This window comes from Alteromonas genovensis (assembly GCF_010500895.1).
GTDB lineage: Bacteria > Pseudomonadota > Gammaproteobacteria > Enterobacterales > Alteromonadaceae > Alteromonas > Alteromonas genovensis.
On the sequence record NZ_JAAAWO010000012.1, the window covers coordinates 105,732 to 119,345 of the forward strand.

Here is a 13,614-nt window from a genome sequence, read left to right on the forward strand (position 1 = left end):
GATTGATAGACCCTTTTTTCTGTTAAACGTCTTTGCGAAGTCGCGATGCAAATGTCTTTTTAAACTTCGCCAGTTTGGGCGCCAATACCATCGAGCAATACTGATTTTGCGGATTATTTTTGAAGTAATCCTGATGGTAGTCTTCGGCCGGATGATAATTGTTCACTTCAACTATCTCGGTAACAACGGGGTTGGGCCAAATTTCTTCAGCGGTAATCTCAGCAATTATTTTTTCCGCCTCTTCTTTTTGCGCTTCGTTATGATAGAAAATCGCGCTTCTATACTGCGTACCCACATCATTACCTTGACGGTTAAGCTGAGTTGGATCGTGCAGCGCAAAAAAGATTTCCAGTATTTCACGATAGCCAATGGTGTCTGCATCGAAGGTAACTTGCACCACCTCAGCATGTCCGGTACTGCCACCACAAACCGACTGGTAAGAGGGGGACGGCTCTTCGCCGCCGGCGTACCCCGATATCGCTTTTTCCACACCCTCAACGGTATTATACGCTGACTCTATGCACCAAAAGCATCCGCCTGCCAATGTGGCGACCTGTAAATTTGCCATGATTAAACCTCTCAATTTCAATGACTGTAGTGTGGGTTCCACCTGCGTCTAACTCAAGTCATCCAAGCATGTTTTTTTAGCGTATAAATGAATAACAAATACAAAAATACATACCGCGTGCGCTTTAGTACGTTTCCAATTAACTTGAGGTTTTGTAGTGATTATTTTTTATGATGGCTATTGTCCGCTGTGCATGACTGAAATGAAGCACTTGAGAAAGCGAGACAAGCACAATCGATTAACACTCGTTGACATACAAGAGCCAGATTTTAGTGAGCGTTACCCCACATTAGACTGGCATGCATTGAATGCAAGAATTCATGCACTTCGAGAGGATGGAACCTTGATAACTGGCTTAGATGTTACCCATGAAGCGTGGAAAGCAGTAGGCGTTGGTTGGCTTTATGCGCCTTTGCGTTGGCCAGGCATTCGCATTATTGCCGACGGGTTTTACAACATTTTTGCAAAACACAGATACACAATTTCTTATTTATTAACAGGCAAAAAGCGCAGCTGCGAGCGCTGTATACCAGGAGAGCCCAATGACAAGTAAAACACTAATAATTGGTGCCTCAGGCGGCATCGGTAATGCGTTAGTTAGTCGATTTGCAGATAATGGCGATGAGGTTATTGCGGTGAGTCGAAGTGGTTTTAAAGACAGTAATTGGCCTGACACTGTCACCGCGAAAGCCATTGCCGAGCATGATGAAGCAAGTATTTCTGCTTTTGTGGAGGAGTTGAAAAGCCAAGACGTCAAGCTTAATAATGTGGTTGTGACGACAGGCGTATTAAAAGACGACGACTTAGGAGTAAACCCTGAGAAGCGTTTAGAAGATATGAGCGAAAGCGCACTGGCTTCCTATTTTGCCGTGAATTCAATTATTCCTGCTCTGTGGCTTAAGCACCTAGTGAACATAATGGATAAAAGCCATGCCACTGTCGTTTGTCTAAGCGCTCGAGTTGGCAGCATATCCGATAATGGATTTGGTGGCTGGTATGGGTACCGCGCTTCTAAGGCTGCGCTTAATATGCTGGTTAAAACCGCGTCCATTGAATACAAGCGCCGAGTGAAAAATGCCATGCTGGTGTGTTATCACCCCGGTACAGTAGACACCGAATTGTCAAAACCCTTTCAGAAAAACGTGGCAGAGAAGAAACTGTTCACGCCAGCCTTTACAGCCGATCAGCTATTTACCCACGTATCTAAGCTAGATCGCGACCAACCTTGCCATTTTATTGACTGGGACGGTGAAGTGGTAACTTGGTAATACGCTTTGTTACTATTTCGTTGAGCCCAACATCAAGACTTTTTATTACACTGCTGTTACCATACTTTCTTGGGTATGGTGCAGCGTATTGATTGGCCTATAGAGTCTACAATACTCTTAAATGGTCAGAACTACTGGGCGTTGACGCCGTTGCGAGTCATTTCAAAACATACCATCCTAATAAACATAACAATAACTCAACAAGAGGAAGGGATATGAGCGGGGCCAGAGAACAGTTCGGATCGCGCATAGGTTTTATTTTGGCAGCTGCAGGCTCTGCAGTTGGTATTGGTAATTTGGTTGGCTTTCCAGTAGGGGCAGCAAAAAACGGCGGGGGCGCATTTCTATTAATGTATGCCATATTCGTTTTTGCCATTTGCTTACCTGTGATGATGGCTGAAATGTCAGTGGGTCGTCATGCTAAAAAAGATCCATTGGGCGCCTACAGCGCAATTAGCAATAACAGTCCAAAGTGGAAGCTTGCAGGGTGGTTAGCCATTGCTACCCCATTTATGATTGCCGTGTTTTATATGGTGATCACCGTATGGATTTTCGGTTATTTATACGAAGCCGTTAGCGGTAATCTAGATCTGTTGGCTAACCCCGACACGTTTGGAATTTTCATCAATTCGCCGTCTATTTTTGCGTATATGGCAGTTGTTGTTGGCGTGGTCTATTTAATACTGCAAGGTGGTGTTAAAGAAGGGATTGAAAAAGCAGCGAAGCTGCTAATGCCAGCGTTGTTCGTTATGCTTATTGGCTTGGTGATTTTTGTACTCACTCAAGACAATGCGATGGCGGGCGTTAAGTTTTACATCGTGCCTGATTTTTCTAAATTAAACGCGTCGGTGATAAACGGAGCGTTAGCACAGGCTTTCTTCTCACTATCACTAGGTATGGGTATTCTCATTACCTATGGTAGTTACATCGACAAAAAGTCAGACGTTCCTACGTCTGCGAAGCTCGTTGCGCTTATGGATACCGCCGTAGCGTTTACCGCCGGTTTGATGATCCTACCTGCAATATTCTCGTTTAATCCAGAGATTAATCCAGAGGACTTAAGCGAGTCGTCGGTAGGTATGATATTTACTTATCTACCCAGTATCTTCCTAGCATTACAAGAATCTATCGGCTATTTAGGCGCATCTGTAGTAGCCAGTTTATTCTTCTTGTTAGTGTTTTTTGCTGCAATTACCTCATTGGTCTCTATCTTTGAAGTACCCGTTGCTGCACTAATGGATGAGAAAGGGGTAAGTCGTAAGTGGGCTCTTACATCACTAGGCAGCATCATGATTGTGTTAGCCATATTGAGCGCGCTGTCGTTCGGAAAAATCGACGTGCTGACAACGTTTGTAAGTTACGCCGGTGCCGACAAATCGTTTTTTGATGTGATTATTGACGTCTTCTACGAAACCATACTGCCGCTTAACGGACTGCTGATTTGCTTATTCGTTACGTATCGTTGGAAGACTGCAAATTTCAATGCTTCGCTAGAAGAAGGCAGCGATAACTACAGAGGAAGTTGGTTTGAGAAATACGTCGACATTTCATTGAAAACCTTCATTCCGGTTATTTTGCTCGTTATTTTTGTTAACACGGTAGCGGTGAAGTACTTTAATTTTAGTCTGTTTGGTTAAATGCCATAGGTTATCCATACCTTTGCGCCTTCAAAAGTGTCAACGCTTTTGTGGGTTAGCCAATTAAAAGATAAAATTAACATCAAAAAAAGGGGGTAGCAGTTGCTACCCCCTTTTTAATTTGACGGTTCCGTCCTAAATAGCGTTGGCAGTTTTTAGGACGGCATAGTCGTATTAAACGCCAGTGCTTCATCGTTACATATTCATAAATACGGATTCATCAATACAGATTCATCAATACATGTCGTCTGGGTTTGCATAGGCCGGTGTAATATCAAGCGCCTGCCAGCTTGCACTAGCGTCTATTACCTTGCCCATTGCCTCAGATTCAGTATCTGAAAATAGTGGCAGAGGCAGGTTTAATGCTGATGCAGCGCGAGAATAGTATTCACCGCGTTTAGGGTGAAGTGCACTACATAAGTGCAGTGTGCAATTGCGCTGTGGCGTTTCAATAACTGCGAGCAATCCCTTAACAACGTCGGCGATGTGTACTAGGTTAATTCGCTTATTACCCGCGGGTAACTCACGGCCGCTCAATGAGCGCGCTGGGTGACGGTCTGGGCCAACTAAGCCTGCTAAGCGAAGCACGGTGTAATTCACCTTAGATGACAACGAGGCAAGATGTTCTTCTATGGCTACGTGTGCTTTTGCTGATGCAGTTTCAGGAGCAGGGGCACTGGTTTCCGTGAGCGTTTCATTAGTGCTGTCACCATACACCGACGTGGTGCTTACAAAAATAATATGCGCTACGTTTGCTGCAACCGCATCGTTAATAAGGGCAATAACCTGCTGAGTGAAGCCGTCTAGCTGAGTGCTACGTCTACCCGGTGGAATGTTAATAATGAAGGTTGCATCCTGCATGTATTGGCATAGTCGTGAAGTGTCATCACCAAGTGCAAACTTAATACCTGTAATATTTTGTTTAGACATTTGCACAAGCTTGTCGTCGCTTCTTGTAGTACCCACAACATGTGCGTCGATAGGGCTATCGCTGCTTAATAACGCATTGCCTAAATAACCTGCCATCCAGCCGTAACCGGTGATCACTATTTTTTTCTGCATTTGTTACGTGTCCTTCATGCCTGTAATTAAGATGTTTGTATTTCAGCACTGGCGTCTAAACCCTAGTTTACGTAGTAACTGTATCTCGGCTATTAGTATATCAGGCAAAGAACGACTTACTCCATGCGTGTAGTATTTAAACTTCTTGGCGTAAAAGCAAAAAGCCGAACATATGTATTATATGTTCGGCTTTGTCGGTAAGTGCTATCGTTATTTCACTAGCTTTCCGTGTCAGGATAGATGTTCCCTATGTCTTACTAGGGCATACAAACTCGGAAAGTAGTGTGTTAAGCCTACATTCTCATCTCGCTGTGACTGTCTAAATCGATAAGGTTAAGCTCATCAAGCCCGGCAATAGAGGCTTGCATCTTAGACTCTGCATAATCTGCTTTTTTAAGAACATCGCAAAGTGCTTCACCTTTTTCTTCTAAAGAAGCGGCTTTTGCTTCTAAACGATATTCCAAGTCTTCGCCAAAGCGTTCCATTTTCTGTTCAAACTCAGACATATCGCCTCCTTCCCACAACATTTGTGTTCCAAGGGCAATAAGAATACGGCCCATTGATTCACTGATTAAAGACTCTATCTGTGCTTCAAACTCCGCCTCCCAGCTTTCGTCAAACCAGCCAGGCTCATCAAACTGTGTGGAATCGATACGTATGTTGCCAGCATCATCATAAAACGAACGAGCAAGCTTCTGGTCTAGAGAATCGAAGAGTGCTTGAAAATCACTGTCTAGGCCGCTGTCACTGCCAAGTAGTTCACCAAATACTTCGGTTACCGCTACACTGGCAACCTCTAAACCTTCACTGGCAATAGTTAACGTCATGGGAATAGCAGTGTCGATACTATTGTAATAGTCGTTAACGTAAACTTGCTGCTCTTTATTAAGCGCTACCGACTCGCCGTTTATTGACAAATCCCGGTTTGGATTGATGGTGAGTGTTGACCCATTTTCCATATCTACAGTGAGATTGCCTTGATAGTACTTAATCTGACCATCTAGCTCGATATCGCAACTATTATCATGGGCCATAGCTTGGCCACTCACTAGCGCTGTGGCAACAGTAACTGAAAGTAAAAACGTGTTCGACATTGTAAATTCCCTAATTGTGACGTAACGAAAATTAAACTGTGTATGGGTGAGCAAACGCTATATTGAGATAAATCGTAAATACCATAGTGAATCTAACTACCACCTACTCTTTTATGTCTCTCGCGTTGTCTCTTCTTAAATCTATTTATCTTTGTTTATAGTTATAGACTTAGCAATGCCGATGCCATTTATTTAAAAGTAATACTTTCAATGGTTTATGAGTTTACGTTTTTTAGGGTTTAACGTGCTCCCTAAATTTTTGGCTAAAATAATAATAAAATAGCTTTTTTGACTAAGATCAATCTTGTAGACAAAGTACAAAATTAAACCCCACTGTAATATGTTCAATAGGGTTTAATTAATGCATAATACGGCCAATTAAATTAAGGGGTTAACACAATGGCTGATTGGACTAATGCAATTATGTTCGGTGTTGCGCTAATTGCCTTTACGCTTGGGCTTAGCAGCATCATTATGGGCTTTATTTCAGCGAAAGCGGGTGCTGAAGGTATGCAAGAAAAAGTAGAGTATGGCTTTTTCGGTGTTACCGGTTTGGTCATCTTCTTTTTGATGAGTTATGCTCTGGCTTAACAACACAAACAAATAAAAAAACCGGCACAGGCCGGTTTTTTTATCTTTCAATGTTGCCTCTAGCGCAAATTTTTTATCAAGGTTTAGGTGACTCGGAACCTCTATTCACCAGTGCGCCTAAGTGGCTATCTCGTTGATATGCTCTTAAATCAAAGGGCTCAAGCATGGCCATAACGTGGTCAAAAATGTCAGCCTGTACTTTTTCGTAATCCACCCATTCTTGTCTTGCGCTAAAGCAATAAATCTCCAGTGGTAATCCAAGCTCGGTAGGCGGCAGCTGTCTTACCATTAGGGTGAGTTCTTGATGAATGTGAGGGTGCTTCCTCAAATAAGCCTCTAAATACGCGCGAAACGTTCCAATGTTAGTCAAACGTCGACTGTTCAGTAAGTCTGACTCATCAATTGAGTAATCTCTGTGGTAAGCCTGCAGTTCGTTTTTCTTTTTCTCAATATAATCATTGATATAGCGAATCTTGGAAAAACGCTCTAACATTTCATTGTCGCAAAGCTTTATTGAATGCACATCTAAGTGGATGGCGCGTTTAATTCTGCGTCCGCCAGACTCTTGCATTCCACGCCAGTTTTTTACGGCCTCTGTTGTTAAGCTATAGGTAGGTAAGGTAGATATGGTTTTATCCCAGTTTTGTACCTTGACGTTGGTGAGTCCAATTTCCTTGATTTCACCATCAACCTCATACTTTTGCATAGAGATCCAGTCGCCCGTATTGAACATGCGATTTGCTGCAATTTGAATTCCGGCGACAAAACCTAATATGGTATCTCTGAATATTAAAAGAAGAACGGCGGCAATTGCAGTTAGACCAGACACGATGAGCAGAGGGCTTCTGTCTACAATCAGCGATATGCTTAATAATATAGTAATAATGGCGAACCCAAGTTTAGTTACCTGGATAAAGCCAGTAATAGGAGCGCGTTTTGCTAGGGCAGATGTGTTGTACACATATTCGACTGTGCTTAGTAAGGCGTATAATGCAAGTAATGCGCTGTAAAGCATGTAAAGCTGCGAGCTTTTCACCATTAGACCAAGAAAAACAGCACCTTCATCAATGAGCACGGGCGCAGTGATATAAATAAAAATAGCTGGAAACAGATGCATCAAGCGTCTAAAGAAGCCGTATTCTTGTAGTGCGTTGTCCCATGCATTATCAGACCTGTACACCCAGCGTGCTATTGTCGGGCGAATAAGCAGGCGTGCAAAAATATAAATAACAGCAGAGACAAGTAAAATACTGCTTCCTGCCAGCACGTTATAAAGCGGTTCATCCGTAGTAAGATTCGGAAATACATCGTGTACTAAGTGCACAAAGGTGTCGCGAACAGAGGTAGACACTTCCATCAATCAAGACTCCAAAAGGTTTTTGATACGTGAGTCTTTATTTTTCCATAGGTCGTTCAACCAATTTTGGAAATAAAGACGGAATTCTGATTCATTGCGCGTTGAGTGCTGTTGCAATTCTGGAACCGACACGACGTTTACATCAATGACAATCTTCGTCATGGTGCCGCACAGCATGGCCATCATAGGGTGCTTCTTATTGTGTGGGTATAGCAGAGAAATATCTAAAACGTTAGTAAATAATTCACCCATGGCAGCTAGAGTGAAGGAAACGCCTCCCGCTTTTGCCGGTAATAAATGTGTATAGGGGCTTTTCTTTAACGCGTGTTTCTGCGGTGTAAACCGGGTGCCTTCAACAAAATTAATAACCGTAGTGGGTACGGTTCTAAATTTTTCACAGTACGCTTTCGTTGTTTCTAAATCTTTACCTTTCTTGTGCGGGTTCTTCTCAATGTACGCGCGAGTATATCTGCGCATAAAAGGCATATCTAACGCCCATGCCCCTAAACCCACAAAGGGTAGCCATATCAGTTCTTTTTTCAAAAAGAACTTGGGTGCTGGAATACGCTTGGTGGCAAATTCAATGAGCAAAATTATATCGAGATAGCTTAGGTGGTTAGCAATGATTAAATACCATCTGTCTTTCGCGAGTTCCCCATGCACCGCATATTCAATATCGATGTTGTTAAAAAGGCGAATAAGTAAAACGCTTAAACGACCAAAACTAAACATAAGGCCATGCATCATACTATTCCAGAGTGTTCTAACTTTGCCATTAGGAAGTAGTAGTTTTACCAGCCCTAACGCGATGATAAGACCACCCCAAAAGGCTAAATTGAGTAATTGCAGTGTGATATGAACTACGAAGGTAATCGGAGCGAGAATGTTACGGATCATAAAGGCTTCTGCGTTGCGTTTAATTCTTCTAATAGGTTGTCTTTTGCTTGCCAGCGTTCATTAAGCCACGCTTGAAAACGGACTCGAACATCAGGGTCGTCAAAGTAAGTGTCTTGGAATATGCCGCTGTCCATAATTTCTTGAATAGGCATAACGCTAATATTGACACGAATATCGCGCACTCTACCGCTCACAAAATCCCAAAATGTGGGCACGCCACCAGGATAGTCGATGGTGACATCAATGAGTTTGTGCAGTTGCTCGCCCATTGCAGAAAGTACAAATGCAATGCCGCCAGCCTTTGGCTTTAATAAGTGCGAAAAGGGCGACGCCTGTCTGTCGTGTTTTGACTGCGTGAAACGAGTACCCTCTACGAAATTCATAATACTCACAGGCTTAGAGCGAAATTTTTCGCACGCTTTGCGAGTAGTTTCCATGTCCTTACCTTTTAAGTGAGGGTGCTTAGCCAAAAATGACTTTGAATATCTGCGCATAAATGGAAAATCAAGGGCCCACCATGCCAAGCCTAAAATAGGCACGTAAATAAGTTCTTTTTTGAGGAAAAACTTTAAAAATGGAATTTTGCGGTTGAAAACCCGTTGAAGAACAAGAATATCTACCCACGACTGGTGATTCGCAGTTACTAAATACCAGTCGTTACGAGTCAGTTGCTCTAAACCTTTTACGTGAAAGGTAGTGCCGCTACTTATACGCTGGTTAATGTTATTGACGCCAATCCACGCTGTCGCACAGGTATCGAGAAGATACGAGATAAAGCGTCGCCACTGCGCCACTGGGATAAGTTTAAATACCGATAATACGATAATAGGGGTAGCCCAAATTACCGTGTTAACAAAATAGAAAATAACAGAAATCGTGCCGACAATATGATGCAATAGTGCTTTAACCATTGTACTTACCTCAAAATTTAGGCGCTTAGTGTAAACGAACTTGATCTAAAATCCGATAGAGCCTTTACTGATTCGTCGATAAAGGTACAAAAATCATGAATAAAGGAGCGGTAATGAAGCTTATCAGCGAAAACAGAGCATTTGGAGGCACCCACCTTCGTTATAGTCATCCGTCAGAGTCTACGAATTGCGAAATGACGTTCGCCATATTTTTACCGCCATTCGCCAGTAAAGAAAAGCCAGTGCCGGTGCTGTATTGGCTATCGGGGCTAACGTGTACTGATCAAAACTTCATGCAAAAAGCGGGCGCTATGAAATTGGCGAGTGAGCTTGGTATGGCAATTGTTGCGCCAGATACCTCTCCCCGCGGGGAAGGTGTTCCCGACGATGAAAATGGTTCCTACGATTTTGGACTAGGAGCTGGCTTCTATCTCGACGCCACACAAGCGCCTTGGAATAAACACTACAACATGTATTCTTACATTACCGATGAGCTTCCAGCGCTGGTTGAGAACAATTTTCCGGTAACGAAGGAGCGTGCACTTAGCGGCCATTCAATGGGCGGACATGGTGCCCTCGTTATCGGTATGCGAAATCCTAATCGGTTTGTTTCGGTGTCAGCATTTAGCCCTGTGGCAAATCCTACTGAGTGCGAATGGGGTAAAAAAGCATTTAGCCATTATCTTGGTGAGGATACCGAGCAGTGGAAAGCATACGACTCAGCTTTGTTGCTAGCAAGTAAGACCCACAGTATTCCATTGCTAGTAGAGCAAGGGACAAGCGATGAGTTCATGCAGGAGCAGCTTAAACCTCAAGCCTTAGTGCACGGTGCTCAGCAATCTGACACACAGCTTACGCTCAATATGCATGAAGGGTACGACCACAGTTATTTCTTTATTGCGTCCTTCATTGAAGATCACCTTGAGTTTCATGCGGGCCACTTAGGCTTAATCTAAAGCTACTTAAAAGGCGTCGGCTTTTCTCCGGCGTCTTCTTATTTTTTCACTCCCAACTTATCTACGTCAGTAAATTACTTTATAATGCGGCCTCAAACGTGGTTACTGTTTGTCCACTCGCTTTACATACTGTTGCTATCTTTCGTTCTCTTTCATGATGAAATCTCAGTGCGAAATCCGTCATCAATATCATGAGTGCAGAGCGAGATAGTTTGTAACTCATCGATTTTCCTATTTAATTTGTTAAGGTACCTGTTTTGTCTATCACTCCATTGAACCGTAAGTTCTCAGTCGCCCCTATGCTGGATTGGACAGACAGACACTGTCGCTATTTCTTACGATTGTTCTCAAAGCACACTCTGCTGTATACCGAAATGGTAACGACGGGTGCTATTATCTTTGGAAAGGGAGACTACTTAGGTTTTAATACCGAAGAGCATCCTTTAGCGCTGCAGCTTGGAGGAAGCGATCCAACTGACATGGCACGATGCGCGGTGTTGGCTCAAGAACGTGGGTACGACGAAGTGAATATTAATGTAGGGTGCCCAAGCGACAGAGTAAAAAACGGCAGTTTCGGTGCGTGTTTGATGGCGCAGCCTGATGTGGTGGCCAATTGTGTAAAAGCCATGCAGGCCGAGGTCGATATCCCGGTAACGGTGAAGTGTCGTATTGGTATTGATGAGATGGATGAGGACGAAGATTTTGCTCGTTTTATCGATATTGTGGCAGGGGCTGGTTGCGATACTTTTATTGTTCATGCAAGAAAAGCATGGCTTCAGGGGTTAAGCCCTAAAGAAAATCGTGAAATTCCGCCTTTAAATTATCCGCGAGTCCATCGCATAAAAGAAACCCACCCTGAATTATCAATCAGCATAAATGGCGGTGTAAAAACCTTAGCCGATACCAAAACACAGTTGGAAAGTGTAGATGGTGTGATGATTGGCAGGGAGGTGTATGCAAACCCGTATATTATGGCTAACGTCGATACTGAAATATTTGGTGATGCACAGGCGAAAAGTATTTCACGCCGCGAGGCCGTGTTTAAAATGCAGAAATATATTGAGAGCCACATTGAGCGCAAAGAAGATGCGTACTTCAAACCGTGGCATGTAGCGCGCCATATGCTTGGTTTATTTCAGGGGCAAGCTGGTGGTCGTATCTGGCGTCGTTATTTAAGCCAAAACGGCACCGGAAAATCGCCTGATCCTGAGTTGCTAATGAATGCGTTGAGTGCCGTAGAGGCAGCACAACGAGAATTGGACGAATACAATAGCCAAAGAGACAGTCAAAGCAGTGGTCAAAAAAGCTAACAGGTTAGTGCCTTTGACTAAAGTTTAATATTTGCTCAATATGTTTTTTCAGTCAGCTTAATATTTAGTTTTTATTTTAAGTATATAAATCATTGCTTTAAGCAAAGTTTAAGAAGTTGGCACACCTCTCGCTATATGTTTTATATCGCAACGACAACGTGTTGTTGTACTGACAAAACTTTCGAGGGAAATTATGAAAACTTCACTAATCGCAGCAACTTTACTTTCAGCAAGCATGGCAAGCGGTGCAGCTAGCGCACAAGAGTCAGTGCTCAATTCGTTGTTACAAAACATGGTAACCACCGCAGTGACGATGACAACAAACGAGCTATCTGCAGATGTTTATCAGTCAGTGGCTAATACGTCTTACCATTTTGAGTTAGACGGCGCCCGCACCCAACATATGGGAAGTGTAAGCGTTACCGACATCGCCTCAACTAACGATGATTCAGATACTGCCGGTGCTTTTTTAAAGGATAACGATGTAAAAGGTGCTGACGGAAAAGATGCTGACTAATTACCAGCAAAGTTGCCAACATAGTTAACAGCTAAGCCACCAGAAAAATCACGAATTTTAAAAAGCGCCCGTTGGCGCTTTTTTCGTTTTCGTCATAGCACTTATAAACTTGCTCATAAAACAGCAGTTATGTTCTCGCTGACACCAATACGATACTTCGATAGCTAATATACCAATACCTAATACACCAATACCTAACACACCGATATATCAGAGCTAAGCTTTTACCTAACAATAAGTAATTCACACCTTTAGCATCAATACCTAAAGCTAGCATGCACGAGAATATTTTTTGCCCGAGTGCATATTAAGCACTTGCACCTCAATGTAGCCGCGAGACTAAGAATCAGCGCCTCAAAAACAATGTGGTTAAATTCACAACAAGGGTGGTTAAAAATACTAAATTATCGTTTTCTAGTTGCCTCGGATAACACCAGTTTATGTGTGTTTTTATAAAAATCTATATTTATCAATGTATTAAAGGTTTGGCACGTCTATTGTAATACCTATATGAGTAAAGCGTTAGGAGAGTGTGATTACAAGTGGAGCGGTTCCCCAATTAATTACAGTGTCTAACCACAGTTTCAAAAATGAAATAGAGAAGTCAGCGTCGTATCTATATTAATAGTTAATTGCTGATAACTCGCCAACATCTTTATGGAGAGATAATTATGGGTATGTTTTCAAGAATTAACGATATTGTTCAGGCCAACATCAATGCAATGCTAGACAAAGCAGAAGATCCTGAAAAAATTATTCGTCTCATCATTCAAGAGATGGAAGAAACCTTGGTAGAAGTACGTACTGACGCGGCTCGATATATCGCGCAACAAAAAACGTTAGCTCGTCAAATGGACAACACGAATAAAGAAATTGCTAGCTGGCAGGGTAAAGCGCAGCTTGCAATGAATAACGACAAAGAGTCTCTCGCAAAAGCAGCGTTGGTTGAAAAGCAAAAGTACGTGGCTAAATTATCCTCGCTGCAGGAACAAGAAGCGCACCTAGCTGAGAGTATCGAGAAAATTCAACATGATACTTCTCGTCTCAATGCCAAAATGGCAGAGGCTAAAGCGAAACAAAAAGTGCTCATTCAACGCAAGCACTCTGCTGAAACCCGTTTAAAAGTGAAGCAGGCTGATCACGAAAACAAAATTGATGATGCCATGTCACGCTTTGAAAACTACGAACAGCGTATCGATTATCTTGAGGCGCAGGTTGATGCATACGACCTCACTAAATCAGGTGAAGCGGCATCACTATCGGCAGAGTTTCAGGCACTAGAAGCGGATGAGTCGATTGAACAAGAGTTAGCGGAACTTAAAAGAAACAAAGTAGCTTAAGCATTAATAGAAGTAGCTTAGGTGTTAAACAAGCGCCTAATGGTTTAGGCGCAGTCGCTAAGTTCTTTCTAATAGTAAAAGCTAAGTAAATAGAAGATTGTTGGAG

At 42.7% G+C, this 13,614-nt stretch carries 15 protein-coding genes; 8 read left to right on the forward strand and 7 right to left on the reverse strand.

Features of this window, described 5'->3' with window-relative positions; translation table 11 throughout:
- Window positions 1–22: 22 nt before the first annotated feature.
- A complete protein-coding gene (gene msrA, locus GTQ48_RS14805) occupies window positions 23–568 on the reverse strand; it encodes a peptide-methionine (S)-S-oxide reductase MsrA (protein WP_163107362.1) in 546 nt (181 codons plus the stop codon).
- A 157-nt stretch (window positions 569–725) separates the two neighbouring features.
- On the opposite strand from msrA, the gene GTQ48_RS14810 reads away from it, so the two are divergent.
- The 3 genes from GTQ48_RS14810 (at window position 726) to GTQ48_RS14820 (ending at window position 3,473) form a co-directional block, all read left to right on the forward strand.
- A complete protein-coding gene (locus GTQ48_RS14810; RefSeq protein ID WP_032095557.1) occupies window positions 726–1,121 on the forward strand; it encodes a thiol-disulfide oxidoreductase DCC family protein in 396 nt (131 codons plus the stop codon).
- A complete protein-coding gene (locus GTQ48_RS14815; protein WP_163107363.1) occupies window positions 1,111–1,836 on the forward strand; it encodes an SDR family NAD(P)-dependent oxidoreductase in 726 nt (241 codons plus the stop codon). Before GTQ48_RS14810 ends, GTQ48_RS14815 begins: the two co-directional genes overlap by 11 nt.
- Window positions 1,837–2,051: 215 nt before the next feature.
- Window positions 2,052–3,473 carry a sodium-dependent transporter gene (locus GTQ48_RS14820; protein WP_163107364.1) on the forward strand — a complete coding sequence of 474 codons (1,422 nt, stop codon included), beginning with the start codon at window positions 2,052–2,054 and terminating at the stop codon, window positions 3,471–3,473.
- A 234-nt stretch (window positions 3,474–3,707) separates the two neighbouring features.
- Here the strand turns inward: GTQ48_RS14820 and GTQ48_RS14825 are convergent, their stop codons facing one another.
- The gene (locus GTQ48_RS14825; protein ID WP_163107365.1) at window positions 3,708–4,535 is read right to left on the reverse strand and encodes an NAD-dependent epimerase/dehydratase family protein; all 828 of its coding nucleotides are present in this window, start codon (window positions 4,533–4,535) and stop codon (window positions 3,708–3,710) included.
- 293 nt (window positions 4,536–4,828) lie between these two features.
- Window positions 4,829–5,629, reverse strand: a complete 801-nt coding sequence (locus tag GTQ48_RS14830) for a DUF2884 family protein (protein WP_163107366.1) — start codon at window positions 5,627–5,629, stop codon at window positions 4,829–4,831.
- A 399-nt stretch (window positions 5,630–6,028) separates the two neighbouring features.
- Here GTQ48_RS14830 and GTQ48_RS14835 point away from each other — a divergent pair, with 399 nt between their 5' ends.
- Window positions 6,029–6,220, forward strand: coding sequence for a hypothetical protein (locus GTQ48_RS14835; RefSeq protein WP_163107367.1), 192 nt, complete (start codon window positions 6,029–6,031; stop codon window positions 6,218–6,220).
- 76 nt (window positions 6,221–6,296) lie between these two features.
- Here the strand turns inward: GTQ48_RS14835 and GTQ48_RS14840 are convergent, their stop codons facing one another.
- The 3 genes from GTQ48_RS14840 to GTQ48_RS14850 are packed head-to-tail and all read right to left on the reverse strand — an operon-like array spanning window position 6,297 to window position 9,385.
- Window positions 6,297–7,577 (reverse strand): mechanosensitive ion channel family protein, encoded by a 1,281-nt coding sequence (locus GTQ48_RS14840; RefSeq protein ID WP_163107368.1) that lies wholly within the window; start codon window positions 7,575–7,577, stop codon window positions 6,297–6,299.
- Window positions 7,578–7,580: 3 nt separating this feature from the next.
- On the reverse strand, window positions 7,581–8,474 hold the full coding sequence (locus tag GTQ48_RS14845) for an acyltransferase (protein WP_163107369.1): 894 nt from the start codon (window positions 8,472–8,474) through the stop codon (window positions 7,581–7,583).
- On the reverse strand, window positions 8,471–9,385 hold the full coding sequence (locus GTQ48_RS14850; protein ID WP_163107370.1) for an acyltransferase: 915 nt from the start codon (window positions 9,383–9,385) through the stop codon (window positions 8,471–8,473). The genes GTQ48_RS14845 and GTQ48_RS14850 overlap by 4 nt, the downstream gene beginning before the upstream one ends.
- Window positions 9,386–9,498: 113 nt before the next feature.
- On the opposite strand from GTQ48_RS14850, the gene fghA reads away from it, so the two are divergent.
- On the forward strand, window positions 9,499–10,341 hold the full coding sequence (fghA, locus tag GTQ48_RS14855) for an S-formylglutathione hydrolase (protein WP_163107371.1): 843 nt from the start codon (window positions 9,499–9,501) through the stop codon (window positions 10,339–10,341).
- 79 nt (window positions 10,342–10,420) lie between these two features.
- Here the strand turns inward: fghA and GTQ48_RS14860 are convergent, their stop codons facing one another.
- Window positions 10,421–10,564, reverse strand: a complete 144-nt coding sequence (locus tag GTQ48_RS14860; protein WP_163107372.1) for a hypothetical protein — start codon at window positions 10,562–10,564, stop codon at window positions 10,421–10,423.
- A gap of 76 nt (window positions 10,565–10,640) precedes the next feature.
- On the opposite strand from GTQ48_RS14860, the gene dusA reads away from it, so the two are divergent.
- The 3 genes from dusA to pspA all read left to right on the forward strand — a co-directional run bounded on the left by dusA (window position 10,641) and on the right by pspA (window position 13,508).
- Window positions 10,641–11,651 carry a tRNA dihydrouridine(20/20a) synthase DusA gene (dusA, locus tag GTQ48_RS14865; RefSeq protein ID WP_239060150.1) on the forward strand — a complete coding sequence of 337 codons (1,011 nt, stop codon included), beginning with the start codon at window positions 10,641–10,643 and terminating at the stop codon, window positions 11,649–11,651.
- A 193-nt stretch (window positions 11,652–11,844) separates the two neighbouring features.
- Complete coding sequence (locus GTQ48_RS14870) at window positions 11,845–12,168, forward strand: hypothetical protein (protein ID WP_163107374.1); 324 nt, start codon at window positions 11,845–11,847, stop codon at window positions 12,166–12,168.
- A 671-nt stretch (window positions 12,169–12,839) separates the two neighbouring features.
- Window positions 12,840–13,508, forward strand: a complete 669-nt coding sequence (pspA, locus tag GTQ48_RS14875) for a phage shock protein PspA (protein ID WP_163107375.1) — start codon at window positions 12,840–12,842, stop codon at window positions 13,506–13,508.
- The last annotated feature ends 106 nt before the right edge of the window (window positions 13,509–13,614 follow it).